The organism is Serratia sp. Z4 (genome assembly GCF_009900725.1).
Classification (GTDB): Bacteria; Pseudomonadota; Gammaproteobacteria; order Enterobacterales; family Enterobacteriaceae; genus Serratia; species Serratia nematodiphila.
In genome coordinates, this window is record NZ_JAAABD010000001.1 from 480,545 (window position 1) to 506,867 (window position 26,323).

A 26,323-nucleotide genomic window follows, 5' to 3' on the forward strand; every position below is an offset into this window, starting at 1 on the left:
AACAGGAAGGTGAGGTGGCCCGCGTCGGCAGGCCAATCGGGCACTCTTAGCGGGGGTCTTCGGCCCAGCCTTTGCGTTTGCTGGTTTTGCCGATGCCGGGGTTGAAGCTGTTGGTCGGATCGGCGGTGCGGTAGAACGCCTGCAGATCCGGTTTGGCATGGTACAGGTGGCCGACGTTATGCTCCGCCGGGTACTCGGCGCCGCGCCGGTTGAGGATCTCGAGCATCTTTTCTTTCAGCGCATGGCTGTCCACGCCTTTTTTCACCACGTAGTCCTGGTGGAAGACGTGGCACATAAAGTGGCCGTAATACAGCTTATGCACCAACTGACTGTCGATCTCCGGCGGCAGCGTTTCGAACCAGTCGGTGTCGTTGCGGCGCAGGGCGATGTCCAGCGCCAGAATATCCTCCACCTTGTCGGCGTGCACCGCGTGGTAGCGCACCGCGGCGCCGGCGGCGGCGAAGCGGTGCAGGAAAGCCTTTTTGCCTTCGTCAGGGGTGCAGGCGAAGAAGGCGCCTTCGGCCTGGGCGAAATAGTCGGTCAGGTAGCGCTGCGCTTCGTCTACGCCGGGGCCGGCCATCTTCAGCAGCAGGTGGTGTTCGAAACGTTCGCGGTATTCCTTCATGCGCTTCGGCAGGTGGCTCGGCGCCAGATGGCTCAGGCCCTGCATCAGCCGATCGGTCAGGTTGTGCGGCAGCAGCGGCAGCTTGTTGAGGCTGGCGTCCATGCGGCCTTTCAGGGTGAAGAAGCGCGGCATCTGATCGGTGCCGAGCTTGTCGATCATCATGAAGGTGTCTTTGCCGTACACCTCGGCGATGTCGAAGATATCGCGGTGCATGTATTCACCGGCCACCGGCAGGTTTTCGAATTTGCTCAGCATGTGGCGGCGCAGTTCGGTCAGCACCGCGGTGTCGTTGGTGCCGATATAGAACACCTGCTCTTTGCCCTCTTTCTCGAAGGTGTCAAGCCGCACCGCGAACACCGCCAGCTTGCCGGCGCAGCCGGAGGCTTCGTACAGACGGCGTTTATCGGCGTTGAAGCGGGAAGGGGTGTCGGCGTCGACGTCGCGCACCCGGCTGGCGTACTCGTTATCCGAGGCGCGCAGCTCACCGTATTCGACGTCCTCCGGGCGATAGTCGCCTTTTTCCAGCCGGGTGAGGATCTCTTCCGGCGTGTCGCCAAGCCGGATGCCCAGATGGTTCACCAGGCGCAGCTGGCCGTCTTCCCCTAGCTGGGCGTACAGTGCCATTTCGGTATAGGCCGGGCCGCGTTTCACCAGCGAGCCGCCGGAGTTGTTGCACACGCCGCCGATCACCGAGGCGCCGATGCAGGAAGAGCCGATCACCGAATGTGGTTCGCGGCCGTAGGGTTTGAGCAATTTCTCGAGGTGGTGCAGGGTGCTGCCGGGAAAACCGACCACCTGCTTGCCGTTGTCCAGCACCTGAATATGATCGAGGCGCAGGGTGCTGACGATGACGATATCGCGATCATAGTCGTTGCCGCTGGGGGTTGAGCCTTCGGTCAGGCCGGTATTGGCGGCCTGCATGATGACGATTTTGTCGGCGGCCACGCAGGCCCGCAGAATGCGCCACAGCTGCAGCAGGCTGGTGGGAAACACCACCGCCAGCGCCTGGCCTTCGCCGGAGCGGAAGCCCTTGCGATACCGTTCGGTGTTGCGATCGCCGGTCAACAGCTGCGGGCCGCCGACGATGTCCTTGAGCTGATTGATAAACGTCTGATTGCCTGACTGCATGCTGCCTGTCTCCCTGTCATCCCCGTCGCCTTAACCGCGGCGCCGGTGCCGCGCAATAAGCTAAGAGGCTATCAATTAAATAACTTATCAAGCCATTAGCTTATTAAGCTAATGGCTTGTGGGTTTAGTAGCGCTCGGCGTAGCCGGCCCGGCGCTCTTCGTCGCGCAGCGTCAGGATCTCCACGCCGTCGGCGGTGACTGCCACGGTGTGCTCCCACTGCGCCGACAGTTTTTTGTCGCGCGTCACCACCGTCCAGCCGTCTTTCTTCTGCTTGATGCGGCGGTCGCCCTGGTTGATCATCGGCTCGATGGTGAACACCATGCCTTCCTGCAGCGCCATGCCGCTGCCGGGTTGACCGTAGTGCAGCACCGCCGGCTCTTCGTGCATGTCGCGGCCGATGCCGTGGCCGCAATACTCCCGCACGATGCTGTAGCCGGCCTGTTCGGCGTGTCGCTGGATGGCGTGGCCGATATCCCCCAGAGTGGCGCCCGGTTTCACCGCGCGAATGCCCTGCCACATCGATTCATAGACGTTGTTCACCAGCCGTTTGGCCAGCGGCGTCACCTGGCCGATGCAGTACATCTTGCTGGAGTCGGCGATGTAGCCGCCGTTTTCCAGCGTGATGTCCACGTTGACTATCATGCCGGAACGCAGGATTTTGCTGGCCGACGGCACGCCGTGGCACACCACGTCGTCCACGGAGGTGTTGAGCACAAAGGGGAAATCATACTGCCCCTTGCTGGCCGGGCGCGACTTCAGCTCTTCGACGATAAACGCCTCGGCGCGGTCGTTGATCTCCATGGTGGAGATGCCTTCGACGATGACCTCATCGAGCATAGCAAACACTTTAGCCAACAGAGCGCCGGAATGGCGCATTTTGGCAATCTCTTCCGGCGTTTTAATCACAATCTGTTTCACCCGACAATCTCCTTCAGCGTCAGCGCGTTATCTTTCATCATTTTTTTTACCAGTTGCGGGTAAGTCAGTTCCGGATGGAACTCCGCCAGCATGCCGATCTTGATCCAGTACTCGGCCTGCGCGTTGATCGAACGCGTCATAGTCAGGCTGGCGAGGCGCAGATCGTCATGCAGCGCGTCCGAAATTTTTACGATGCCCATCGGCGTCTCCATAAATTAACAATATACGAAGTGTATACGTTTTGGATGGTCGCGATGTGGCATTCTGTGGCGTAAGAAGATTCTGGCAACAACGATTGCCGCCGCCAGGCAATGCGTTTATTGTGATAAACGACTTTTTTGCCATGATTTTTCAGAAGGATTTAAGGCGTGACTAAACTACGTGTTGGGGTGATTTTTGGCGGTAAATCGGCGGAGCATGAGGTGTCGCTGCAGTCGGCCAAAAACATTGTGGATGCAATCGACAAAGAGAAGTTTGACGTCACGCTGCTGGGGATCGACAAACAGGGGCAGTGGCACATCAACGACGCCTCCAACTATCTGCTCAATGCCGAGAACCCGGCGCTGATCGCGCTGAACCGCTCGAACAAGAACGTGGCGCTGATCCCGGGCCAGGAAAAGCAGCAGCTGATCGAAGCGGGCAGCGCCGGCGCGCTGGGGCAGCTCGACGTCATCTTCCCGATCGTGCACGGCACGCTGGGAGAGGACGGCTCGCTGCAGGGGCTGCTGCGCATGGCCAATATGCCGTTCGTCGGTGCCGGGGTGCTCGGCTCGGCGGTCAGCATGGATAAAGACGTGACCAAACGCCTGCTGCGCGACGCCGGGCTGGCGGTGGCGCCGTTCGTCACCCTGACGCGCGCCAACCGCGCCGGGTTCACGTTTGAGCAACTGAGCGAGCGCCTCGGCCTGCCGCTGTTCGTCAAACCGGCCAACCAGGGCTCGTCGGTCGGGGTCAGCAAGGTGGAAAACCGCGCCGAGTTTGACGCGGCGGTGGCGCTGGCCTTCAGTTTCGATCACAAAGTGCTGGTGGAGTCGGCGATCGTCGGCCGCGAGATCGAGTGTGCGGTGCTGGGCAACGACGATCCGCAGGCCAGCGTATGCGGCGAGATCGTGCTGAGCGACGCCTTCTACTCCTACGACACCAAATACATCAATGAGCAGGGCGCTCAGGTGGTGGTGCCGGCGGCGATCGCGCCGGAAGTAAGCGACCACATCCGCGAGGTGGCGCTGAAGGCGTTCCGCGCGCTGGAGTGCTTCGGGTTGGCGCGGGTGGATGTGTTCCTGACGCCGGACAACCAGGTGGTAATCAACGAAATCAACACGCTGCCGGGCTTCACCAACATCAGCATGTATCCCAAGCTGTGGGCTGCCAGCGGTGTCAGCTATCAGGCGCTGATCACGCGCCTGATCGAATTGGCGCTGGAGCGCCACCAGCAGGATCGCGCGCTGAACAGCTCGGTGTTCGATCGCTAAACGCGGCAGGGGGCGGCGGTGCCGCCCCCGTCCATCACTTCACCGTCACGTCGATGTCGCCGAAATACTTCTTCGACAGCGCCGCCACCGTGCCTTGCTGTTTCACTTTGGCGATGGCGGCATCCAGTTTCTTCTTCAGCGCCTCATCCCCTTTGCGCAGGCCGAAGGCAATGCCTTCACCGAGGATTTTGTCGTCGCGCACCGCCTCGCCGACGAAGGCGAAGCCCTTGCCGTCCGGCTGCGACAGGAAGCCGCTTTGCCCCGACGGCGCCATCACCAGCGTGGCGTCGAGCCGACCGGCCGCCAGATCGAGATAAACCTGATTCTGATCCTGGTAAGACACCACATCCACGCCCGCCGGCGCCCAATGGGTTTTGGCGTAGATCTCCTGAATTGAGCCTTGCAGCACGCCCACGTGTTTGCCCGCCAGCGCTTTGGCGTCCGGCAGCAGGCCGCTGTCGGCCTTGGCGATCAGGCGGTTCGGCACTTGATAGATGGCGTCGGTAAAGGCGATCGCCTGGCGCCGCTGTTCGGTCACGTTCATCGCCGAGTTGATGGCGTCGAACTTGCGCGCCTGCAGCGCCGGGATCAGGCTGTCGAACGAGGTTTCCACCCAGCTGCATTGCAACTGCGCGGCGGCGCACACCGCATCGCCCAGTTCAATGTCGAACCCTTCCAGTTTGCCGCTGGCGGATTTGGATTCGAACGGCGGATACAGCGCTTCCAGACCGAAGCGCAGGCTGTTTTCCGCCGCCAGAGAAGAGCTGGCGGCCAGCAGGCATCCGGCGGCGAACAGCGTTTTCAAAGCTTTCATAGGCAGTGCCCCTTTCCCATGGTCGGACAAAAAATTACACCTGGTTCAGGCGGCGCGCGCCTTCCAGCAGGGTCTCGTTATCTTTGGAAAAACTCAGCCGAATAAGGCCGGTATCGGTGCCGTCGCTGTAGAACGCCGACAGCGGGATCGTCGCCACCTTCGCTTCGCGGATCAAGCGCACGGCGAAATCATTGTCGCTTTCGTGACTGAAGCCGCTAAAGCGGGCCAGCATGAAGAAGCTGCCGCGGCTGGGCAGCAGCTCAAAGCGCGAATCCTGCAGGGCGCTGGCCAGCAGATCGCGCTTTTGTTGGTAAAACGCCGCCAGCCCCAGGTAGCTCTGCGGGTTGGCGAGCGCGGCGGCGAAGGCGTGCTGCATCGGCGTATCGGCGGAGAACACCATGAACTGGTGCACCTTGCGGATCTCGTCCATCAACGCCGCCGGCGCCAGGCAATAGCCGACGCGCCAGCCGGTGACGTGGTAGGTTTTGCCGAACGACGACACGATCACGCTGCGTTCCGCCAGCTGCGGATAGCGCGCCATGCTGTGATGAATTTCACCGTCGAACACCACGTGCTCGTAGACCTCGTCGGACAGGATCACGATGTCGGTGTCGCGGGTCAGGGCGGTCAGGCGGTCGATATCCTGCGCGTCAAACACCGCGCCGGTCGGGTTGTGCGGCGTGTTGACGATGATCATGCGCGTTTTGCCGTTGATGGCGGCGGCCACTTCGTCCCAGTCGACGCGAAAGTCCTGCAGCGACAGCTTGATCGCCACCGGCGTGGCGCCCTGCAGGCGCACGATCGGCGCATAGCTGTCGAACGCCGGTTCGAAATAGATCACCTCGTCGCCGTGATGCACCAGCGCGCTGATCGCCGAGTACAGCCCTTCGCTGGCGCTGGCGATCACCGTGATTTCTTCGTCGGCGTCATAGCGCGCGCCATACAATCGTTCAGCTTTTTCCGCCAGGGCAGCACGTAACGCCGCCACGCCGCTCATCGGCGCGTATTGGTTATGACCTGCGCGCATGGCTTGCGCCGTTGCCTCGATCAGCTGCGGGTCACCGGCGAAGTTGGGCGCGCCCTGCGACAGGTTGAGGGCCTGATGTTCGGCGCTGAGTTGGCCAATGACGGTGAAGATAGTGGTGCCGACGTCCGGCAGCTTCGAGCGGGATGAGCAGGCGCTCTGCATGATGGGCTCCAGGCAAACAGGGAAGTGTTGAGCGATTAAGCATCAGCCGGCGTAGGCGGACAAGGGAAAGTTTGTCATACTTGCCATGTACTGTGATCATAGCTAATCGAGGCTCGCTATGCCGATATCCCTGCCGTCGCTCGACGTGCTGAAAACCTTCGTGGTGGTGGCGCAACGCCTTAACTTTACCCATGCCGCCCGGCAGCTGCACCTGACGCAGGGGGCGGTCAGTCGGCAAATCCTCGGGCTGGAACAGCGTCTGGGCTATCCGCTGTTCAGCCGCCAGGCGCGCGGTCTGGCGCTGACGCCGCAGGGCGCGCAGCTGCTGGCGCCGGTACAGCAGGCGCTGGGGCAGTTGGATGAAGCCCTGACGCGGGCCGCCGCTCCGCCGGGGGCGCTGCGCATCAAATGCCCGACCTGCGCCATGCGCTGGGTGCTGCCGCGCATCATTCGCCTGCAAAATGAACGGCCGGACATGCATATCGAGCTGACCGCCTCGGTGTCGCACGGCCTGGATTTCAGTACTGAGCAGTTTGACGCCGCGGTGGTATTCGGCCAGCCGCCGGGTAAAAAGCTGACCGCGCACTTGCTGTTCGATGAAATTCTCACGCCGGTCTGCACGCCGACGTTTCTGCCGCCGGCGGCCCGGTTGACGGACTTGACGGACAAAACTCTGCTGCACCCGACGCGCGATCGGCGCGACTGGCTGCGCTGGCTGAAGGCGGCGGGCGCCGATGCGTTGCCGTCCGGCAAGGCCCAGCATTTCGATACCCTCGATCTGGCGATGAGCGCCGCGCTGCAGGGATTCGGCATCGCCATCGGCGATCTGTGCCTGCTGGAGGAGGATATTCAGGCGCAGCGCATCGTCACGCCGTTCCCGCTCTGCGTCAGCAGCGGCGCGGCCTATTATTTGGTCTATCCTGAACGCACGGTGGCGCCGCCGACGTTAACCGCGCTGGTCGATTTTCTGGCGGCGGAGGCCGCCGACAGCCGCGCCCGGCTGCAGAATTACCTGCCGATAACCTGTAATGCTTTGTAAACATTAGCGATGCGAATTCCCTTGGCGATGAAACAGAGTATGGCAAACTGTTTCTTCACTCCGATTAAACTCCGCGGCGTTGGCGGCGGAAACACGCCTGAGATAAAACAAGATGAAATGGCTTTGTGTGGTGAGTATGTTGTCCGGTCTGGCCCTCAGCCCGGCTTTTGCGCAGGAAACGCCGATAACGCAGGGCATTCACGCCCAGCAGCGCGATGCCTTCGTGTCCCATTTGATGAAGCAGATGACGCTGGAAGAGAAGATCGGCCAGCTGCGGCTGATCAGCGTCGGGCCGGATAACCCGAAAGAAGCGATCCGCGAGGGGATCCGCAAAGGGCAGATCGGCGCCATCTTCAATACCGTCACTCGGCCGGATATCCGGGTGATGCAGGATCAGGCGATGCAGCTCAGCCGCCTGAAAATCCCGTTGTTCTTTGCCTATGACGTGGTGCACGGCCAGCGCACCGTGTTCCCGATCAGCCTGGGGCTGGCGGCCAGCTTCGATCTGGAAGCCATCGCGCTCAGCGCCCGCGTGGCGGCGCAGGAGGCCAGCGACGACGGCCTGAACATGACCTTCGCGCCGATGGTCGATATCACCCGCGATCCGCGCTGGGGCCGGGTCTCCGAAGGCTTCGGCGAAGACACCTGGCTGGTCTCGAAAATCGCCAAGGTGATGGTTGACGGTTTCCAGAACGGCGATCCGGCCAAACCCGGTTCGGTGATGGCCAGCGTCAAGCACTTTGCATTGTACGGCGCCGTCGAAGGCGGCCGCGATTACAACACCGTCGACATGAGTCCGCTGCGCATGCATCAGGACTATCTGCCGCCTTATAAAGCGGCGGTGGACGCCGGCAGCGGCGGGGTGATGGTGTCGCTCAACGCGATCAACGGCGTGCCGGCCACCGCCAACCCGTGGCTGCTGAAAGATCTGCTGCGCGAGCAGTGGGGCTTTAAAGGCATCACCATCAGCGACCACGGCGCGATCAAAGAGCTGATTAAACACGGCGTGGCCGCCGACGCGCGCGACGCGGTGCGCCTGGCGATCACCTCCGGCGTCGACATGAGCATGAGCGACGAGTTTTACGACAAATACCTGCCGGGTCTGGTGAAAGACGGGCTGGTGTCTGAAAGCGATATCGACCGCGCCTGCCGCGACGTGCTGAACACCAAGTACGACATGGGGCTGTTCACCAATCCTTACGTGCATCTGGGGCCGGCGGGTTCCGATCCGCAGGACACCAACGCCGAAAGCCGTCTGCACCGCGCCGAAGCGCGGGTGGTGGCGCGCAAGACGATGGTGCTGCTGAAGAACGATAAACAGACGCTGCCGCTGAGCAAGCAGGCGACCATTGCGCTGGTCGGGCCGATGGCCGACAGCCAGCGCGACGTGATGGGCAGTTGGTCAGCCGCCGGTGTGGTCAAGCAGTCGGTCACCCTGCGCGAAGGGCTGGAGCGGGCGGTGGGCGACAAGGCGCGCATTCTGTACGCCAAGGGCGCCAACGTCACGCAGGATAAAGGCATCATCGACTATCTCAACGAGTATGAGCCGGCGGTGGCGTTCGACACCCGCTCGCCGCAGCAGATGATCGACGAAGCGGTGCAGGCGGCGAACAAGGCCGACGTGGTGGTGGCGGTGGTGGGGGAATCGCAGGGCATGGCGCATGAGGCCTCCAGCCGCGCCGACATCACGATCCCGCAGAGCCAGCGTGATTTGATCGCCGCGCTGAAAGCCACCGGCAAGCCGCTGGTGCTGGTGCTGATGAACGGCCGGCCGCTGGCGCTGAGCTGGGAGAGCGAGCAGGCGGACGCGATGCTGGAAACCTGGTACAGCGGCACCGAGGGCGGCAACGCGGTGGCGGACGTGCTGTTCGGCGACTATAACCCGTCGGGCAAACTGCCGATGACCTTCCCGCGCTCGGTCGGCCAGATCCCGATGTACTACAACCACCTGAACACCGGCCGTCCGTTCGGCAAGGAGAATCCGGGCAAGTACACCTCACGCTACTTCGATTCGCCGAACGGCCCGCTGTATCCGTTCGGTTACGGCCTGAGCTACACCACCTTCAGCCTGTCGGATCTGAAATTGTCCAGCCCGACGATGGCGCGCAACGGCAAGCTAACCGCCAGCGTTACGCTGAAGAATACCGGCAAGTACGACGGCGCCACGGTGGTGCAGCTGTATCTGCAGGACGTCACCGCCTCGGTCAGCCGGCCGGTGAAAGAGCTGCGCAACTTCAAGAAAGTGACGCTGAAGGCCGGCCAGTCGCAGCAGGTTGAGCTGCCGATTAGCGAAGAGGATCTGAAGTTCTACAACGCCAGCCTGAAATGGGGGGCGGAGCCGGGCAAATTCAACGTGTTCGTCGGCCTGGATTCCGACAACGTGCAGGCGCAAAGTTTTACCCTGAAGTAACCTTTTCCCCCTCTTTCACTGCGGTGGGAGAGGGGCACTATCCCTTTCCGCTCATGTCACCGGAGCTTGCCTCATGAAACGGTATCTGGACTGCAGCGCCAGCGATCTGGCCGATATCGGCAAAGCCGATCTGCTCTATGCCATCCGCGCCAGTGAAGGGCGCATTCTGGTCAGCGAAACCATTGCGGTCACTCAGCCGCTGCTCAATAACGTCACCAACGCCGAACTGGCGGCCAGCCAGGGCGCCGATCTGCTGCTGTTGAACCTGTTCGACGTCGATCATCCGCATATCGCGGGCCTGCCCGCCGACGTGCCGCCGCAGGAGGCGCTACGCACGCTGCAGCGGCTGACCGGGCGAGTGATCGGGGTGAATCTGGAGGCCGTCGATCCGGCCTTCGCCACCGAACATAACGATTTCTGGCAGATGACGGCGGGCCGCGCCGCCACCGCCGAGAATGCGCGCAAGCTGTATCAGCTCGGCGCGCGCATGCTGGTGCTGACCGGCAACCCGAACAACGGCGTCAGCAATCAGGCGATCGCCGCCGCGCTGAAAGCAATCCGCGAGGAAGTGGGCGACGAGATGGTGCTGGTGACCGGCAAAATGCACGGCGCCGGCATCGTGCGCGAAAGCGGAAGCCAACTGATCGGCGAGCAGGACATCGCGCTGTTCGTGGAGAACGGCGCGGACATCGTGCTGTTGCCGGCGCCGGGCACCATTCCCGGCATGTCGCAGGAGAAAGTGGCGGCGCTGATCGCCTTTGCCCAGCGGCAGGGGGCGCTGGCGATGACGGCGATCGGCACCTCGCAAGAGGGGGCCGACGTGCAGACCGTGCGGCAGATTGCGCTGATGAGCAAAATGGCCGGGGCGGACCTGCACCATATCGGCGATACCGGCTATCTGGGGCTGGCGCTGCCGGAAAACATCTTCGCCTACAGCGTGGCGATCCGCGGCGTGCGCCACACCTACAGCCGCATGGCGCGCTCGGTGAACCGCTAAGCCTGGGGTTTTTGCGCCGTGACGATGCTGAAATAGCCGAGCGACGGCAGCACCTGAGCGGGCCCGAAGCCGACGTCGCGCAGCAGGTCGCCGATTTCCTTGCCGGAGTATTGGCGGCCCTGCGTCCATCCCATCATCATCAGGCTGTACCCCGCGGCGGCAGGCGGCCCGTCGCCGTCATCGTTGTACAGCACTTCGTGGATCACGATCCTGCCCCCGGGCGGGAGGGCCGCATAGCTCTTTTGCGCCAGGAAGCGGTTCTTGTTCATCGGCCAGTCGTGGAAAATATTGGAGTACAGGTGCAGATCCGCCGCCGGGTAGGGATCGCGCCACATATCGCCGCTGTGGGTGCCGATGCGCTGACTGAGGCCGTGATCGTGCGCGTAGTCGGCGGCGAGCGGGCACACCTCCGGCAGATCGAACACGGTGCACGTGAGCGCCGGCCAGTGGGTCGCCAGACTGATGGCATGGGCGCCGGAGGCGCCGCCGATATCCAGCGCCGTGCGGCAGGCACCGAGGGGCAACAGCGTAGGCCAAACGCTGGCCGAGCCCATGCTCAGGCTGTGCATGGCGTGGGTAAACAGCCGCATTCTGTCGGCGTCGAGCGTATGGGTTTCAAACAGCTCCTGCTCGCCGTACACCTGCGAGGCATTCTTTCTGATGGCGCTTTCCAGGTTTTTCAGCGTGAAAATCTCGCTGTTTTCAATCATCAAATCCCAAAAATAGCCGAAATAATGCGGGTTGTTTTTTATCAAAAAGGTTTCCGCTTCCGGCGTCAGAGAGAATGTTTCGCCGTCTCTGTCTATCAATTTCAATGCCACTAGCGCCATGACCAGCGTCTCTGCCGGGCGTCTTTCCACATTGGCCTGAGCGCATATATCGGTCAGGTTGCGGGGGCGCAATGCAATAAATTCAAAGATGCCCAGGCGGTGCGCAATAAGCGCCGCCGGATAGAGATATAAATTCATCGTGATATCGAGAATGGTTTTGTCGTCGCATGGCGGCGGCCGGACGGAATGGTTCATGTGAATCCCCTCCCACTAAGGCATGGCGCGTCTTAACAGGCTATGTTACGCCTGTGGTTTTAGCAAAGGGCGGGGGCGCGATTGACCGCAGGCCAACGCTTACGTTGTAAATAATTCCCTGGTGATACTATTTTAAAATTGAATTGGGTACGGTTAATGTCGAACGTAAAAACTGACGTCGGGCGGAGTAATAGCCCCATCATGCATTTTTATTTTACTGGAGGTTAACTTAATCACAGTTATTAACGCGTTAGGGTTGTGTTAATCTGAGCCGCCGTTATACCGTACCGACGTTCACATTATTTTTTGTGAATAATTCAAAGCTAAATAATTCATTATTAAAACGAGATAACAATGAAAAAGAGCATTCTGACCGGCATGATTGCCGCGACTCTGGGCCTGTTCAATACCGCTAATGCCGAAGGGATGGACCCTGCTGCATTGAAAAACGTCTATGACATTACGCGTAATACCAGCGGGCTGATGTCTTACTGCGTCGATAAAGGTTTTCTGAAAGCGGACAGTATCGACAACGCCAAGAAAATGGTGGCCTACGTGGCCGCCATTCCCGGCGGTGTCGACACCCGCGACGGTGACAAGCGTGAAGCGATGGGCCGTGAAGGCAATGTGCTGAACGACGACGGCAAAGTGGTTGCGTTGGAAAAGGAAGCGCCACAGGGTCTGCAGACATGGTGCCAGCAGGCTGACGAAGGGATCCGCCAGGGTCTGACGTCTATCGGCCAATAAACGCCGGATGTAGCCTCCCCCTCCCTAAGGCTTCGTCTGAAGGGAATCTCCGGGCCTGACGGCCCGGAGAATCTCACCAAAACAGCGGGGTGGTGTTTTCAGCCAAAAACGCCAGCAGCGTTTCGTTGACCGCCGTCGGGTTTTCTTTGTTGCTGATATGGCCGGCGTTGGGGATCAGCACATGCCGACAGCCGAGAAGATCCGCCATGCGCTGGCCTTCCGTCGGCGGGCGCGGTTTATCCTGCGCGCCGGTGATGACGATGCTGGCGGCGGTGATGTTTTCCAGCAGCGCCAGCTTGTCGGGACGGCCGAAGATCATCCGGCCCAGCGGCACGATGCTGTCGCGCAGCCGATCGGCGGGCAGGCTTTGCAGATGGGCCAGCAAAGGCTGCGACAGCGCAGCGGGCACTTCGTCGGAATAGAACTGCGCCGCGATATATTCCAGCAGCGGTGACGTGATGGCGCCGGCCTGTTCCACGGCGGCCAGCATGCCCATATAGCGCTGCCGCGCCTCCGGTGTTTCGTCGCCCAGGTAGCTGTCCAGCAGCGCCAGCACTTTCACCCGTTCCGGCGCCAGCGCCGCCAGTTCCGCGCCCCACATGCCGCCGACGGACAGGCCGACGATGCCGAACTCTGCAATATCCAAATGATCCATCAGCGCCAGATGATCGGCGGCGATATCCGACAGGCTGTTTCGCCCAGGCGGCAGCGCCGGGGAGTCGCCGTGGCCCCAGAGATCGGGCACGATCAGGCGGTAGCGTTTCGCCAACGCCTCGAACTGCGGTGCCCACATGTTCAGATCGAACAGATAGCTGTGGCCCAGCAACAACGGAAAGCCTGAGCCCACGTCGAGATAATGCAGGGATTTGCCCATCGTTGGCATCTTGTCGGTTCCTTATATAAAGAGAGTTCGGCTGCTTATATCACACTCATATTCAACCCACGGTATTAATTTACTTTAAATTACTCAGGTGGACGCGGGTTTTTTAATTTGCATTGCTAACAAGACGTCAATAAAAGGTGACGCTAAGGCTAATATTTTGGTGGTGAGCGGAGCCTTGGTTTATGCTGTCGCTCCTTTCGGTATGGAATAGATAAACAGGGCGTCGCGATGAAAAGACTTTTCAGACTATTAATTATTTTGCTTGTCATTTTGCTGCTGACGGCGGTGCTGTGGTGGTTCTTCGGGCGCGGCAATCCGAATGCGCTGTGGCAAATCGTCAGCCAACAGTGCGTGCCCAATCAGCAGCAGAACAACGATCCGGCGCCCTGTTTAAAGGTTGATTTAACCGAGGGTTATGTGCTGTTTAAGGACAGCAAAGGCCCCTATCACGATCTGGTGATGCCGACCGAAAAGGTCAGCGGTATCGAGAGCCCGGCATTGCAGACAGAGCACGCGCCGCCTTATTTCGCCCAGGCCTGGAATAACCGTGAACATATATCCGGCGAGCTGGGTAAACCGTTAAAAGATGCGTGGATTTCTCTGGCGGTCAATTCGAAATATGGTCGCTCTCAGAATCAGCTGCATATTCACGTTGCCTGCTTGCGCCAGGATGTCTATAACGCGCTGGGGCAGCAGGCGGAACAATTAGATCAACAGTGGCGGCCGCTGGCGGTGAAATTGCTCGGTCACCAATATCTGGCCAGAAAATTGGCGGGCACCGATTTAACCCAGGAAGATCCTTTCCGTTTACTGCAGAACTATGTGGTCGAGCAGGGCGACAGCATTGGCAATTACGGCCTGGCGCTGGCGGTCAGCCCGCAGGGCGAGATGCTGCTGTTGGCGAACCGTTTGAAGCTGACCGATCTGAACCTGGGCTCGGCCGGCGAAATTCAGGACTACCGGTGCGAGGTCGCGGGGAACTCAAGATGATAACGGCCCGCCGGCGTGGTCAGCCGGCGGCTGCCGTGCGGTCAGAGTTTTTTCAGCAATGCCAGCAGCTGCGTTTCGCTTTTCTCCGCCAGCCCGTCGATGGCGAGCTTGATGATGTCGGAGCGGGTGATGCGCACGATGCCGTTGCGCGCCGCCTGCACGATCACCTCATCGATGGCTTCGATGTGGTTGTCCGTCAGGCTGACGGAAATCGCCTTATAGGTGCGCTTGCGGCCGGCCGGCTTGGCTTCCGGCGCGGGCGCCGCAACCGGCAACGTATGCGAGGTGGCGCTGTTGATGAATTCGTCTTCCGACATGCGGTGGGTGGGAGTGCGCTTCTTCACAGGATCACCTCTTTCACCAGGCATTCGATCTCGGCCTGCGCCTTTTCGTTGTTCGCCTCATGCACGGTGATGGCTTCGCCCCAGGCGTCGCGGTAAATTTTGCGATCGCACAGGCGGTGGCTCACCAGGGTGAACTCCGGATATTCGCTCAGCACCTGCGCCGCTTCGTTGGCTTCATTAATGAAGATATTGGTCGGGCACATGTTCAGCACAATGTAGCCTTTGACCTTCTCGTTGTATTCCTGCGCGGTGGAGAACATCTCCGACAGGTAGCCGATGGTGTCGAGATCCATCTGCGAAGGGCGCAGCGGCGAGAGGAACAGATCGGCGGCCAGCAGGCCGGAGCGCAGTTCGGCGCTGTCGCGGCCGGCGGTGTCGACGATCACGTAGTCGTAATGGCGATCGAGCTCCAGCAGCGTTTCCTTGATTTTGCCCGACGCGGCCACCACCGGAATGTGCGGCAGCCCCTCGACGTTCTGACGGTCGTTGTACCAGGTCATGATCGATTTCTGGTCGTCGGCATCGACGATGATCGCCGTCTTGCCTTGCTTAAGAATCAGATACCCGGCGATATTCACCGCTTTCGTCGACTTGCCGACACCGCCTTTTTGCGAGCCAATCAGAACAATCATGCTGCCATCTCTCAAGTTATTAAGCAGGTAACTTATTAAGTTAATGTGCTTATTAGGTTGATAATCAAACAGGTTAACAAGAACAACTCGCGAACAATATGCACCAACTGCGGCGGCTTGCCAAGCCAGTATGTCGTTAACTGTGCAGCTTATTTTGCGCTGGATGGCCCGGATGGGTAAGTAGGAATTCTCTGGGAAGTGGCGATGCGGAGGAGGATTTTATTAATTTAACAGCTTAATAAGTTAGTGACTCATTAAGCTGTTGTCGACATTATTTCTTCATCATCGCCTTCAGGTTGGCGAACGGGTTGTGGGTGGCGACGCCGATATCTTTTTGCGCATCTTCACCGGCCACCACCGTCGAACCGTATTGATCGGCCTCGGTGTATTTCGAGTGTTCGTGGTCGTGGCAATACAGGCACAGCATTTCCCAGTTGCTGCCGTCTTCCGGGTTGTTGCTGTGATCGTGATCGATATGGTGCACCGTCAGCTCGCGCAGGTTGGAATAAACGAATTCGCGTGAGCAGCGCCCGCATACCCAGGGGAACAGTTTCAGCGCTTTTTCGCGGTAGCCGGTTTCCAGCTTCGCATAGTTTTTGGGGATATAGGCCATGGTGGTCGTCCGTCGGGAATCAATATGCGGCCAATAATACCACAGTGCGTGCGGCTACAACGTGCGGCTCATCACCGTGACGGTTTCACCGGCGACCTGGCGTTGCTCCAGAGGGCGCCAGCCGAGTTTCTGATACAGCGTCTGCTGGTCGGGCGTATACAGATACAGTTCGCTGATGCTCTGGGTTCGGCCGTGCTCGATGCAGCGCGCGATCAGGTTGCGGGCGATGCCTTGGCCGCGGTGCTGCGGGTGGGTAAAGACTTCGCTCAGCCAGTATTGGCGCTCCGGTTTATCTGTCAATTCATACCGCGTCAAACTGGCGGTGCCGACGATCTGTTGCTGCGGCGACAGCGCCAGCAACACGACGCCTTGGCTCTCGGGCGCACAGCGTTCAGCCAGCCGCCGGCTGATGGCGTCGCGGTTGCTCCACTGCGCAAAGGCGCCCCATTCCTGATGCAGTAATTCGGCCAGTTCGTCAATGCGCTGACGATGTGCAAGCAGCGGTTCGATATGCATGGTTTGCCCGTTTTTATTGTCCGTAAGAGAAGCCACTATAGCCGGGGCGATCGGTTAATGAAACGTCTCCACCGCCCAGTCGATGAACGCCCGCAGCTTGCCGCTGAGGTGGCGATTGGACGGGTAGACCACGTACATCTGCTCCGGCGGCGGCTGCCAGTCGTGCAGCAGGCTGACCAGCTCGCCGCGCTCGAGGTGTGGCTGCGCCATAAACCGATAAATCTGGATGATGCCTAATCCGGCCAGGCTCGCCGCCAGCAGCGCGTTGCCTTCATTGATGCTGACCGGGTAGCGCTGCTGGATGGCGATCTCTTTGCCGCGCTCGACATAGCGTTGCGGATGGATGCGGTCGTTGACCGGATGGCGGTAGTGCACCATCGGAAAGCCCTGTTCCAGATCGCACGGGTGGCGCGGAGTGCCGTGGCGCGCCAGATAGGCCGGGGTGGCGCAGCTGACCCAGTCCAGATCGAACAGACGCCGGGCGATCAGGCTGGAGTCGGCCAATGGGCCGCTGCGGATCACGCAGTCGGCGCTGTCGCTGATCAGATCGATAACGCGATCGCCGATGCTGAGATCGATTTGGATTTGCGGGTAGCGTTCCAAAAAGCCGGGCAGCGCCGGCAACAGCAGTTGGCGAGCGGTGCCGCTGCCGGTGTCGATGCGCAGCACGCCCTGCGGAGAACTTTGCGACTCGGTCAGGCAGCCCTCCATCTGCTCCAAATCCGCCAGCCATTTCACCGTATTTTGGTAATAGCATTCGCCTTCGCGGGTGACCGACACGCTGCGAGTGGTGCGCTGAAACAGCTTGGTCTGCAGGTGATCCTCCAGATTTTGGATCAGCTTGGTGACCGTCGCTTTCGGCATGCCCAGCGAATCGGCGGCGCGGGTAAAGCCGCCGGTTTCCACCACGCGGTTAAATACCCGGATAGCGAGCAAATGATGGTCCATAGGGTTCTCAACGCCATGCCCCGGCGGTGACCGGGGCATGTTTCTGCAGATAGATAATGATTAACACTGTTTAGCGCCAATCGCGCCGGAGCGCAAGCTGAGGCCGAACACCAGCATGGCGGAGAGGATCAGCGCGCCGCCGAACAGCATGGCGCTGCTGACGCCCTGCCAGTCCACCACCTCGCCGCCCAGCAATGCGCCGGAGGCCAGCGCGATTTGGACGACGCACACCAGCAGCGCCTGGCCGGCCTCCGGCGCCTGCGGCACCGCGGCGAACATCCAGTTGGTGGCGCACACCGGCACGGCGCCAAAGGCCAGCCCCCAGACCATCACCATCAGCGTGGCGCCGCCGAGGCCGCTGAGCAGCGGTGAGACGATCAGGATGCCTGCCAACATGGCGGCGATCAGGATAAAGGTGGCGCGCAGGCTGTATTCCCCCAGGCGTTCGCCGAGGAACGTGCCCAGCAGGCCGACGGCACCATAGGCCAACAGCTGCAGCGAGATGGCCGACGGGCTGAGCACGAACACCTGCTGCAGCAGGGGGCGCAGATAGGTATAGGCGGCGAAGTGGCCGATGAACAGCAGCACGATGGCGATAAGGCCGATGCGCGCCATCGGCAGGCGCAGCGGCAGCACCAGATCGCGCGGCGTGACCGGCCGGGACGGCGGCACCGACGTCAGTAAGCGCAGCTGCGCCAACAGTACGCCGACCGCCAGCGCCGCGCCGCCGAAGAAGGCGGCGCGCCAGCCGAACAGATCACCGACCAGTGCGCCAATCGGCACGCCGCACACCGCGCCGACCGAAACGCCGCTGAGGATCAGCGCGGTGGCTCGCCCCTGGCTGGCTTCCGGCACCAGATGGCGGCCATAGTTGGCGGCGAACGACCAGAAGCCGCCGACGCAGACGCCCAGCAGCACGCGGCCGAGCAACATCATCGGAAAGTTGACGGCCAGCGCCGCCACCAGATTGGATACCACCAGCAGCAACGATAGCCCCAGCATCAATAAACGCCGATCCAGGCGGCCGGACATCAGGCTCAATGCGGGGGCGGCCACCGCCGCCACGATGCCGGGCATGGTGACCATCAGCCCGGCGCTGCCGGTACTGACGCCGAGCGAGGGGGCGATGTTGGTCAGCAGACCGATCGGCAGAAACTCGGTGGTGACCATGACAAAACAGGCAACCGTCAGCGAGAAGATCGCCAACCACGGGGATGATGCAGGGTTATCTTTATGATTCAGCATAATGCCGCTCTTCTCAGGTGAATGCTCAGGCCGCGCGAGGGGCGCAGCGTGACCGAAATCACAATTTACGGCAGGCGAGAGCGGCGGATAAATCCATCTGCGGTGGTTACACTGTTTCTGAGGGGGAACAATCGCGGCAGTGAGTTAAAGCGCGGCTTGCGCCGCGCCGAGGGGAAAGGAATAAAACGGCATAAGGTTATGACCGAATGCCGCGAGGCGCTTACAGCCCCGGCGCTTTCCACAGCGAGGTGGTCAGGCCGTTGTCCACCAGCGTCAACTGATCGGCGTAGATCCGCCGCCAGGTTTCTTTCTGTTCCTGATACAGCGCGTGGTGGGTCATGTCCGGCTGATGCTCGCGCTCCCAGCGCACCAGGCGCTCGCCGGTTTCGGCCAGCGATGCGTACAGCCCGGCGCCGACGCCGGCGGCGATCGCGCAGCCCAGCGCGGTGGCCTCTTTCACCACCGGCACCCGCACCGTCAGCCCGGTGACGTCGCTGAGGATCTGGCTCCACAGCTTGCCCTTGGCCCCGCCGCCGGCGAACACCAGCGAACGGGCCTGCACGCCGGAGAAGGCGGCGATCTGTTCCAGATTGCAGGCGGAGACGATGGCGGCATTCTCCTCCAGCGCACGGAACAGCGTCTGTTTGTTGCAACGCTCCGGGTCGATCGACATGTTGATGAACGACGGCGCTGCGTGATACCAGGTTTTGAAATGCATGGCGTCGGAGAAAATCGGCATCACGCCGTAGGCGCCCGGCGGCACTCTGGCCGCCATCTCTTCCAGCAGGCTGTAGGCGTCGACCCCCAGCCGCTCCGCCAGCAGTTTTTCTTCCGCGCAGAAGGCGTCGCGGAACCAGCGCATGGTCAGGCCGGTAAAGAAGCTGATGGATTCCGCCTGCGCCATGCCGGGAATGGCGTGGGGGTTGATGCGGATGTTCATCTCCGGATCGATGGCCGGCTCCGGCAGGTTGACGATTTGCTGCCAGAAGGTGCCGCCGAGCACCGCCGTCTGCCCGGCGCGCACGATGCCGAGCCCCAGGCTGCCGAGCTGCACGTCGCCGCCGCCCATCACCACCGGGGTGCCGCGCAGCAGCCCGCTCTCCTGCGCCGCCTGTTCGGTGACGCGCCCCAGCACGCTGCCGGTCTCTTTCACCGGCGACAGAATATCGGCGCGCAGGCCGGCCATGTCGAGCAACGCCGGCCGCCAGTCGCGGCTGGTCAGATCCAGCATGCCGGTAGTGCCGGCGTTGGAAGGATCGACCGCCAGTTCGCCGCTCAGCATGTTGGCCAGCCAGTCGCTGATCATGGTCAGCGTCGCCGCCTGGCGGTAGATGTCCGGCCGATGGTGCGCCAGCCACAGCAGACGCGGCATGGCGCTCAGCGCCAGCGTCTGGCCGGAGTGCTGGTACACCTCGCGTTCGAAGCCGTGGTTGTGCAGCTCTTTCAGCTCGCTGACTTCGTGGCTGGCGCGTGCGTCGACGTTGGCGCAGGCCCAGATCGGCACGCCGTTGCGGTCGTACAGCACGATGCCTTCACGCATCGAGCAGCAGGCCACCGCGCGGATCGCCTGAGCGCTCAATCCTGCACGTTGCATCGCCTGGCGGATGCACTGGCAGGCCAACTGCCAGTTGCGGCTGAGGTCAAACTCCATCGAGCCGGGCACGCCCGGCACCGCGAGGTGTTGCCACTCCGCCTGGCCGTGCGCGATCTGGTTACCCGCCAGATCGAAGATCACCGCGCGAATGCTGCCCGTTCCTGCGTCCAGCGCCATCAAGTAGTTATCCATAGCCTATGCTCTCAGGGGGAGGAATGTTAACTATAGATGCCGCCGCCTTACCCCGCCGGGGGAGGAGTGGGCGTCGCCGACGCGATTTGTGAGCCAGGCGGCAAAATTGCCGTTGCGGCAGGGCAATCGACGGTAATAAACCTATGGTTGGAAAGCGCCATGTTACGGCGCGCCGTTTAAACAAGGAGTTGCCATGCACGTCACATTGGTTGAGATCAACGTTAAACAAGACAAAATCGACGAATTTATCGATGTTTTCCGCGCCAATCACCTGGGCGCGATCGAAGAGCCGGGCAACCTGCGCTTCGATGTGCTGCAGGATGAACAGATCCCGACGCGGTTTTACATCTACGAAGCCTATCGCGACGAGCAGGCGGTGGCGGCGCACAAGCAGACCCCGCATTACCTGCAGTGCGTGGAGAAGCTGGAAGCGCTGATGACCGGCCCGCGCAAGAAGACCACCTTTATCGGCCTGATGCCTGAATAATCGCCGGCGTTTGCCGGTGTCCATGCGCCCGGTTTGGTTGTAACCTGCAAGGCAAAGCGAATTTTCAATGGGATAAGCGGGGCGAGGATGACATTGCGCGATCGGCTGTTGGCGCTGTTGGTGGTGGTGATCTGGGGCGTGAATTTCGTCGTGATCAAGTTCGGTTTACAGGGTATGCCGCCGTTTCTGCTGGCCGGGATGCGTTTTTTACTGGTGGCGTTGCCGGCGATCTTCTTTATCCCGCGCCCGACTATTCCGTGGAAATGGCTGCTGCTGTACGGCATGACCATGAGCTTCGCGCAGTTCGCGTTTCTGTTCGTCGCCATCAAGGTGGGCATGCCGGCGGGGCTGGCCTCGCTGGTGTTGCAGGCGCAGGTGTTCTTCACCCTGCTGATGGGCGAAAAGCTGCGGATCAACCATTTCGTCGGCATCGCTATCGCCAGCGGCGGCATGCTGGTGCTGGCGCAGGCCAGCCTGCATAAGCCGGGCAGCGGCGCGGTCCCTCTGGCGGGCCTGCTGTTGACGCTGGCGGCGGCGTTTTCCTGGGCGCTGGGCAACCTGACCAACAAGAAGATCCTGGCCGGTTTCCCGCAGCGTAATATCTTATCGCTGGTGGTGTGGAGCGCGCCGATCCCGGTCGTGCCGTTCCTGGCCTGCAGCTGGCTGTTCGACGGCCCTGAGGTGGTGCTGAGCAGCCTGAGCCATGTGCAGGTTGGCACCTGGCTGGCGGTGGCCTATCTGGCGTTCGCCGCCACGCTGTTCGGTTATTCGGTGTGGGGCAGCCTGCTGGGGCGCTATGAAACCTGGCGCGTTGCGCCGCTGACGCTGCTGGTGCCGCTGGTCGGGCTGTTCGCCGCCTGGCTGTTGCTGGACGAAGCGTTGTCGCCGGCGCAGTTCGGCGGCGCATTGCTGGTGCTGGCCGGCATGGCGGTCAACACCTTCGGGCTGCCGCGCCGCCGGGCCGTCGCCGTGCGCTAAACCGAATAGGGTAATTCTGTTCAATACGCTGTCGGCGGCGGTCGGCATTCTGGCGCCTGTGAATATTTTCTCAGGTGTCCATCATGAATATCTACCTTTCCATGGCCGCGTTTGCGCTGGCGGCCTCCATCACTCCCGGCCCGGTCAACATCGTCGCATTGAGCGCCGGGGCGCAATTCGGCTTTGGCGCAACCCAGCGCCATGTGTTCGGCGCCACGCTGGGGTTTACCCTGTTGCTGGTGCTGCTGGGATTGGGCATGCACCAACTGCTGATCCTGTGGCCGGGGCTGACCCGCTTGATCCAGTGGGCCGGCGTGGCCTTTCTGCTGTTTATGGCCTATCGGTTGGCGTTTGACGACGGCAGACTGGGCAACGGCGCGGCGCAGGCGCCTTCCTGTTGGTACGGCGCGCTGATGCAATGGTTGAATCCCAAGGCATGGCTGGCGTCGGTGGCCAGCCTCGGCGCCTTTGTCGGCGACGGTGACATTCGGCTGCTGTGGCAGTTCGCCGGGCTCTACTTCGTGATTTGCTATGCCTCGGTAGCCTGCTGGGCCTATGTCGGCGCGATGCTGCGCGGCCTGCTCAGGCAGGCGCGCAACGTACAGCGCTTTAATCGCGCGATGGCGGCGTTGCTGGCGGCCAGCGCTTGCTATCTGTTGGCGGAGGGTTTTTGATACTGGCCGGGCGTGGCGGCCAACAGCTGTTTGAAGGTGCGCTGAAAGTGCGCCTGATCGGCAAAGCCGCTTTCGCTGGCGGCCGCGGCGATCGGCAGGCCGCTTTTCAATAGCCGATGGCCGTGCTGTACGCGGCGGTTGACCAGATAGGCGTGCGGCGTCATGCCGTAACGCTGGCGGAAGGCGCGGATCAGGTAAGAAGGGGACAGCGCGGCGGCGCGGCAAATGTCGTCCAGCGTCAGCGGCCGGGTGCAGTGCGCGTCGATAAACGCCGCTGCCGCTTCCAGCCGGGTATGCGGCGGCGTCTCCGGCTGGCGGACATCGCCCAGCCCGAGCTGCAGGGCGCTGAAATACTCCACCATGGCGATCTGTTTTTCCAGCGCGCTGCACAGCGGATCCGTCAGCAGCGCATAAAGCCGGTTCAGCCCGTGGAACAGCGCCGGATCGCGGCTGAGCGGCTGGCTGAACGGAACAAAACGGTCGCCCTCGCCGCCGAGCAGCTCCTGCTGCAGCGCGCCGAGCCAGGCGAGATCGAGATAGAACATGACGTACGACCAACGGCGATCGGCGATGGGGTTGCAGGCGTGCGCCTGCTGCGGGTTGATGACAACCAGATCGCCGGCGCTGACCTGCATGCGTCGTTCGCCGTTGACATAGGTGCTGACGCCGCCGGTGATGGCGCCGATGGAAAAGAATTCGTGGCTGTGCAGGCTGTAGCACACCTGGCGGCCATCCGCGATGGCGCGGGCTTCGACGAACGGCAACTGCGGATCGCGCCAGAACTGCGGCGTTTTTTCACTCATACGCTTTCCTTTTCACTGCGGCGGCATCACAGTGTTATAGCCTGAAAGCGACGAGTGGGGGAATGGCGGATGATGATTTTTAACGTGTTCGGCCGTCTGCTGGGCGTGAAGCGCATCGGGGACGAATGGCGGCTGTTCCGCGTGACGCTGCCGGAGCGCAAATATGCTCCCAGCTACGATATCGTGCTGCCGGCGGATCTGCGTGAAGAGGAGATCGCCGGCTATCTGGGGGATATTTATCACGAGGCCGCGACGCCGCAGCGGCCGGAGGTGTTTCGCGTCGAGTAGCGCGGGCGTTACTCTTCCGTATTGCGCGCCATGAGGCGGCGCTGATGTTCCTCGCTGGCGGCCTGGATCTCTTCCAGCACCGAGCCGACGTCGGCGCGCTTCTGGATTTCGTTGAACCGGCCGCTGAGGGCGCTGTCCGGCGTCAGGTTGCCTTCCTGATACAGCGCCCAAATCTCTTTGGCGTATTGGCTGTCGCGCAGTTCCGGCGCGAACTGGCCGTAAAATTCGGCCAGATTGCCGATATCGCGCTCGAACATGCTTTTGGCGTGGTTGTTGGCGGCGGCGTCCACCACCTGCGGCAGATCGATGATCACCGGTCCGTCTTTATCCATCAGCACGTTGAATTCCGACAGGTCGCCGTGCACCAGCCCGGCGCACAGCATGCGCACCGCGTAGTTCATCATCAGGGCGTGATCGGCGCGCGCCTGTTCCGGCGTCAGGATGACATCGCTCAGGCGCGGCGCCACCAGGCCTTCTTCGTCGGTGATCAGCTCCATCAGCAGCACGCCGTCCAGGCAGATATCCGGCTGCGGCACCCGCACCCCGGCCTTGGCCAGCAGATACAGCGCGTCCACTTCGGTGTTTTGCCAGGCTTCTTCCTGCTGCTGGCGGCCGAATTTGGAGCCTTTGCTCATGGCGCGTGCGTCGCGGCTGTTGCGCACCTTGCGCCCTTCCTGATAGTGGACGGCCTGCTTGAAGTTGCGCTTCTCGGCCTCTTTGTACACTTTGGCGCAGCGGATCTCATCGCCGCAGCGCACGATAAACACGTCGGCTTCTTTGCCGCTTTTCAACCGGCGGATGACGTCGTCGATTAACCCGTCATCCACCAGCGGCTGGAGTCGTTTTGGAATTTTCATGCAGCCTTGTACCCTATTTAGGCTCCGGTGTGAATGGCTTGCGCAGTTGATAGCGTAAGTTAGACCCGAAAGGCAAACATTAGTTTTGCCGCCGCGACATCATTACGCGGCGGCGGGCGATCAGAGGCTGGCGGCCGGCACCCAGACGCTGACGCTGCCGGCGTTAACCGGGAAATGGGCGCAGCCCTGGTCGTCGGCGGTGATTTCCTCCGGGCGGTTGCCGAGGAAATCGCGCCAGGCGGTGTGCGCGAGATCGGCGCCGAGCGTAACCGTCTTGCCGCTCTCGCCGCCGTTGGTCAGCACCACCACGCAGCCGGGGGCTTCGGCGGTGCCGGCGCGGCTGAAGGCCACGCAGTGGCTGTCGTCGAAGTAGTCGGTTTGCGGGCCGTTGGCGAAGCGCTGGCGGGCGGCGATCAGCTTCTCCAGCTCCGGGATCGCCGGCATGTCGATCTGGTATTCGCCGCCGTCGCGCCCCTTGTCGCGGTAGCTGGCGCCATACAGGTCGGGGTAAAACACGCAGGGCACGCCCTGTTCGCGCAGCAGGATCAGCGCGTAGGCCAGCGGTTTGAACCAGGGTTCCACCGGCGCTTCCAGCGATTGCAGCGGCTGGGTATCGTGGTTGGCGACCAGCGTCACCGCGTGGGCCGGATCGGCGGCGGTCAGGGTATCGGTGAAGATCTGCGCCATGTCGAAGCCGTCGCCTTGCTTCGACGCCTGATGAAACTTCAGGTGCAGCGCCACGTCGAACAGCATCACCTTGCCGTCCACCAACTCGATGTATTGTTGCAGCGCGCTGAGATCGTGCGACCAGTATTCGGCAACGATAAACAGGTCGCGTTGCGCGCTGCCGCGCACGTGATCCGCCCACTCTTTGAAGAACCAGGCGGGAATGTGTTTGGCAGCGTCGAGGCGGAAGCCGTCGCACGGCAAGGTTTCCAACAGCCAGCGCGCCCAGTATTTGAGCTCCTCCGTCACGGCGGTATTGCGGAACTCCACGTCGGCGCCCATCAGATAGTCGTAGTTGCCTTTCTCGTCGTCGACCTGATCGTTCCAGCCGTCGTCGCCATAATCGTTGGCGATTTTGAACACTCCTTTGTCGTCCGGCTGCTCAACATAGTCGACGCCGCTGAAGCATTTGTAATCCCAGATAAATTCGGAATGCACGCCCTGGCGGCCGGGGAAGGTGAAGCGGGTGTAGGCCAGCGCGTCGAAGCCCTGATCGTCAATGTCGTTGCGGTTGTTGGCGTCCACCTTGAACACGTGCACCCGTTCTTTCTCGTCCGCGCCGAGCTTGTGGTTGAACACCACATCGTAAAGCACGCCCACGCCGTGTTCACGCAGCGTATTGGCGGCATGTTCCAGCGCCGCCTTGTCGCCGTATTTGGTCGCCACGCTGCCTTTCTGGTCAAACTCGCCCAGATCGAACAGATCGTAAGTATCGTAGCCGACGGAGTAGCCGCCGGAAGCGCCCTTACAGGCGGGCGGCAGCCACAGATCGGTGATGCCCAGTTCGGCCAGGTGCGGGGCGCGCTCGGCGGCCTCCTGCCACAGTTTGCCGCCGTCGGGGTAGTACCAGTGGAAGAATTGCAGCAGGGTGGTTTTTTTCGTCATGAGCCAGCGTCCCGGTTAGCCAGAAGGAGAGAAGCAGTTAAAGCATGGGCTACTTTTGGCAAAAGGGACAATGGCGCAGGGAAGCGCGCGAAGGCAGGCGTAAATATGTAACCGACGTTGACGAGGTAGCGCTTGAGTTGTTGCTATCAAGTTTTTACGTTTTAAATTTTATCTTTTAAATTTCAAATGGATATTTATTTTATTTTTTGTTTTACCCACTTTTGCCGTTTTTATGCTCACTTTTATTGGATTTTTATTTCAACTTTAAATCTTAGTATGATTTTTAATTTTATTAATTTGTTT

The 26,323-nt window shown here is 61.2% G+C and carries 27 protein-coding genes; 10 read left to right on the forward strand and 17 right to left on the reverse strand.

Annotated elements, in window-relative coordinates; genetic code table 11:
* Nucleotides 1-46 precede the first annotated feature (46 nt).
* From dld to GT753_RS02420, 3 genes are all read right to left on the reverse strand, one after another.
* Entirely contained in the window at nucleotides 47-1,753 is a 1,707-nt protein-coding gene (gene dld / locus GT753_RS02410; protein WP_160125222.1) for a D-lactate dehydrogenase, read from the reverse strand.
* Between the two features lie 124 nt (nucleotides 1,754-1,877).
* Nucleotides 1,878-2,672 carry a type I methionyl aminopeptidase gene (map, locus tag GT753_RS02415; RefSeq protein WP_075685288.1) on the reverse strand — a complete coding sequence of 265 codons (795 nt, stop codon included), beginning with the start codon at nucleotides 2,670-2,672 and terminating at the stop codon, nucleotides 1,878-1,880.
* Complete coding sequence (locus GT753_RS02420) at nucleotides 2,669-2,872, reverse strand: ParD-like family protein (protein WP_006324220.1); 204 nt, start codon at nucleotides 2,870-2,872, stop codon at nucleotides 2,669-2,671. Before GT753_RS02420 ends, map begins: the two co-directional genes overlap by 4 nt.
* Before the next feature lie 168 nt (nucleotides 2,873-3,040).
* Here GT753_RS02420 and ddlA point away from each other — a divergent pair, with 168 nt between their 5' ends.
* Complete coding sequence (ddlA, locus tag GT753_RS02425; RefSeq protein ID WP_015377061.1) at nucleotides 3,041-4,144, forward strand: D-alanine--D-alanine ligase; 1,104 nt, start codon at nucleotides 3,041-3,043, stop codon at nucleotides 4,142-4,144.
* Nucleotides 4,145-4,178: 34 nt separating this feature from the next.
* On the opposite strand, the gene GT753_RS02430 is transcribed toward ddlA, so the two are convergent.
* Together GT753_RS02430 and GT753_RS02435 are read right to left on the reverse strand one after the other, a co-directional pair.
* Entirely contained in the window at nucleotides 4,179-4,958 is a 780-nt protein-coding gene (locus GT753_RS02430; protein WP_075685286.1) for an ABC transporter substrate-binding protein, read from the reverse strand.
* 34 nt (nucleotides 4,959-4,992) lie between these two features.
* Nucleotides 4,993-6,147 carry a methionine aminotransferase gene (locus GT753_RS02435; protein ID WP_160125223.1) on the reverse strand — a complete coding sequence of 385 codons (1,155 nt, stop codon included), beginning with the start codon at nucleotides 6,145-6,147 and terminating at the stop codon, nucleotides 4,993-4,995.
* A 118-nt stretch (nucleotides 6,148-6,265) separates the two neighbouring features.
* Between GT753_RS02435 and GT753_RS02440 the strand changes: the two genes are divergently transcribed.
* From GT753_RS02440 to GT753_RS02450, 3 genes are all read left to right on the forward strand, one after another.
* Nucleotides 6,266-7,186, forward strand: coding sequence for a LysR substrate-binding domain-containing protein (locus tag GT753_RS02440; RefSeq protein ID WP_088381358.1), 921 nt, complete (start codon nucleotides 6,266-6,268; stop codon nucleotides 7,184-7,186).
* 112 nt (nucleotides 7,187-7,298) lie between these two features.
* The gene (gene bglX / locus GT753_RS02445) at nucleotides 7,299-9,596 is read left to right on the forward strand and encodes a beta-glucosidase BglX (protein WP_015377065.1); all 2,298 of its coding nucleotides are present in this window, start codon (nucleotides 7,299-7,301) and stop codon (nucleotides 9,594-9,596) included.
* Nucleotides 9,597-9,669: 73 nt separating this feature from the next.
* Nucleotides 9,670-10,593, forward strand: coding sequence for a PEP phosphonomutase (locus GT753_RS02450; protein ID WP_021503971.1), 924 nt, complete (start codon nucleotides 9,670-9,672; stop codon nucleotides 10,591-10,593).
* Here GT753_RS02450 and GT753_RS02455 read toward each other — a convergent pair.
* Nucleotides 10,590-11,618 (reverse strand): methyltransferase, encoded by a 1,029-nt coding sequence (locus tag GT753_RS02455; protein ID WP_015377067.1) that lies wholly within the window; start codon nucleotides 11,616-11,618, stop codon nucleotides 10,590-10,592. The genes GT753_RS02450 and GT753_RS02455 overlap by 4 nt on opposite strands.
* A gap of 354 nt (nucleotides 11,619-11,972) precedes the next feature.
* On the opposite strand from GT753_RS02455, the gene GT753_RS02460 reads away from it, so the two are divergent.
* The gene (locus tag GT753_RS02460; RefSeq protein WP_004939596.1) at nucleotides 11,973-12,365 is read left to right on the forward strand and encodes a hypothetical protein; all 393 of its coding nucleotides are present in this window, start codon (nucleotides 11,973-11,975) and stop codon (nucleotides 12,363-12,365) included.
* A gap of 73 nt (nucleotides 12,366-12,438) precedes the next feature.
* Here the strand turns inward: GT753_RS02460 and GT753_RS02465 are convergent, their stop codons facing one another.
* Entirely contained in the window at nucleotides 12,439-13,239 is an 801-nt protein-coding gene (locus GT753_RS02465) for an alpha/beta fold hydrolase (RefSeq protein WP_080062472.1), read from the reverse strand.
* Nucleotides 13,240-13,476: 237 nt separating this feature from the next.
* On the opposite strand from GT753_RS02465, the gene GT753_RS02470 reads away from it, so the two are divergent.
* Nucleotides 13,477-14,238, forward strand: coding sequence for a CDP-diacylglycerol diphosphatase (locus tag GT753_RS02470; RefSeq protein WP_015377069.1), 762 nt, complete (start codon nucleotides 13,477-13,479; stop codon nucleotides 14,236-14,238).
* A gap of 41 nt (nucleotides 14,239-14,279) precedes the next feature.
* Here GT753_RS02470 and GT753_RS02475 read toward each other — a convergent pair whose 3' ends face one another.
* The 7 genes from GT753_RS02475 to lsrK form a co-directional block, all read right to left on the reverse strand.
* The gene (locus GT753_RS02475; RefSeq protein WP_004939584.1) at nucleotides 14,280-14,582 is read right to left on the reverse strand and encodes a hypothetical protein; all 303 of its coding nucleotides are present in this window, start codon (nucleotides 14,580-14,582) and stop codon (nucleotides 14,280-14,282) included.
* Nucleotides 14,579-15,214: an AAA family ATPase gene (locus GT753_RS02480; RefSeq protein WP_015377071.1), complete on the reverse strand. Its 636-nt coding sequence runs from the start codon at nucleotides 15,212-15,214 to the stop codon at nucleotides 14,579-14,581. Before GT753_RS02480 ends, GT753_RS02475 begins: the two co-directional genes overlap by 4 nt.
* Before the next feature lie 271 nt (nucleotides 15,215-15,485).
* The gene (yajD, locus tag GT753_RS02485) at nucleotides 15,486-15,827 is read right to left on the reverse strand and encodes an HNH nuclease YajD (RefSeq protein ID WP_004939576.1); all 342 of its coding nucleotides are present in this window, start codon (nucleotides 15,825-15,827) and stop codon (nucleotides 15,486-15,488) included.
* A gap of 54 nt (nucleotides 15,828-15,881) precedes the next feature.
* Nucleotides 15,882-16,343, reverse strand: coding sequence for a GNAT family N-acetyltransferase (locus GT753_RS02490; protein WP_075685272.1), 462 nt, complete (start codon nucleotides 16,341-16,343; stop codon nucleotides 15,882-15,884).
* Nucleotides 16,344-16,397: 54 nt separating this feature from the next.
* Complete coding sequence (locus tag GT753_RS02495; protein ID WP_015377073.1) at nucleotides 16,398-17,291, reverse strand: LysR family transcriptional regulator; 894 nt, start codon at nucleotides 17,289-17,291, stop codon at nucleotides 16,398-16,400.
* Nucleotides 17,292-17,351: 60 nt separating this feature from the next.
* On the reverse strand, nucleotides 17,352-18,536 hold the full coding sequence (locus GT753_RS02500) for an MFS transporter (protein ID WP_075685270.1): 1,185 nt from the start codon (nucleotides 18,534-18,536) through the stop codon (nucleotides 17,352-17,354).
* Between the two features lie 220 nt (nucleotides 18,537-18,756).
* Nucleotides 18,757-20,322 (reverse strand): autoinducer-2 kinase, encoded by a 1,566-nt coding sequence (gene lsrK, locus GT753_RS02505; protein WP_075685268.1) that lies wholly within the window; start codon nucleotides 20,320-20,322, stop codon nucleotides 18,757-18,759.
* A gap of 193 nt (nucleotides 20,323-20,515) precedes the next feature.
* Between lsrK and lsrG the strand changes: the two genes are divergently transcribed.
* From lsrG to GT753_RS02520, 3 genes are all read left to right on the forward strand, one after another.
* On the forward strand, nucleotides 20,516-20,809 hold the full coding sequence (lsrG, locus tag GT753_RS02510) for a (4S)-4-hydroxy-5-phosphonooxypentane-2,3-dione isomerase (RefSeq protein WP_004939559.1): 294 nt from the start codon (nucleotides 20,516-20,518) through the stop codon (nucleotides 20,807-20,809).
* 87 nt (nucleotides 20,810-20,896) lie between these two features.
* Nucleotides 20,897-21,787, forward strand: coding sequence for an EamA family transporter (locus tag GT753_RS02515; RefSeq protein ID WP_160125224.1), 891 nt, complete (start codon nucleotides 20,897-20,899; stop codon nucleotides 21,785-21,787).
* 83 nt (nucleotides 21,788-21,870) lie between these two features.
* Entirely contained in the window at nucleotides 21,871-22,461 is a 591-nt protein-coding gene (locus tag GT753_RS02520; protein ID WP_015377077.1) for a LysE family translocator, read from the forward strand.
* Here GT753_RS02520 and GT753_RS02525 read toward each other — a convergent pair.
* Complete coding sequence (locus GT753_RS02525) at nucleotides 22,437-23,264, reverse strand: AraC family transcriptional regulator (protein WP_015377078.1); 828 nt, start codon at nucleotides 23,262-23,264, stop codon at nucleotides 22,437-22,439. The genes GT753_RS02520 and GT753_RS02525 overlap by 25 nt on opposite strands.
* A gap of 69 nt (nucleotides 23,265-23,333) precedes the next feature.
* On the opposite strand from GT753_RS02525, the gene GT753_RS02530 reads away from it, so the two are divergent.
* The gene (locus tag GT753_RS02530; RefSeq protein ID WP_015377079.1) at nucleotides 23,334-23,552 is read left to right on the forward strand and encodes a hypothetical protein; all 219 of its coding nucleotides are present in this window, start codon (nucleotides 23,334-23,336) and stop codon (nucleotides 23,550-23,552) included.
* Nucleotides 23,553-23,560: 8 nt separating this feature from the next.
* Here the strand turns inward: GT753_RS02530 and GT753_RS02535 are convergent, their stop codons facing one another.
* Both GT753_RS02535 and amyA read right to left on the reverse strand, forming a co-directional pair.
* Nucleotides 23,561-24,409 (reverse strand): PA4780 family RIO1-like protein kinase, encoded by an 849-nt coding sequence (locus GT753_RS02535; RefSeq protein WP_021503963.1) that lies wholly within the window; start codon nucleotides 24,407-24,409, stop codon nucleotides 23,561-23,563.
* Nucleotides 24,410-24,529: 120 nt separating this feature from the next.
* Nucleotides 24,530-26,020 (reverse strand): alpha-amylase, encoded by a 1,491-nt coding sequence (gene amyA, locus GT753_RS02540; RefSeq protein ID WP_088381364.1) that lies wholly within the window; start codon nucleotides 26,018-26,020, stop codon nucleotides 24,530-24,532.
* Between the last annotated feature and the right edge of the window lie 303 nt (nucleotides 26,021-26,323).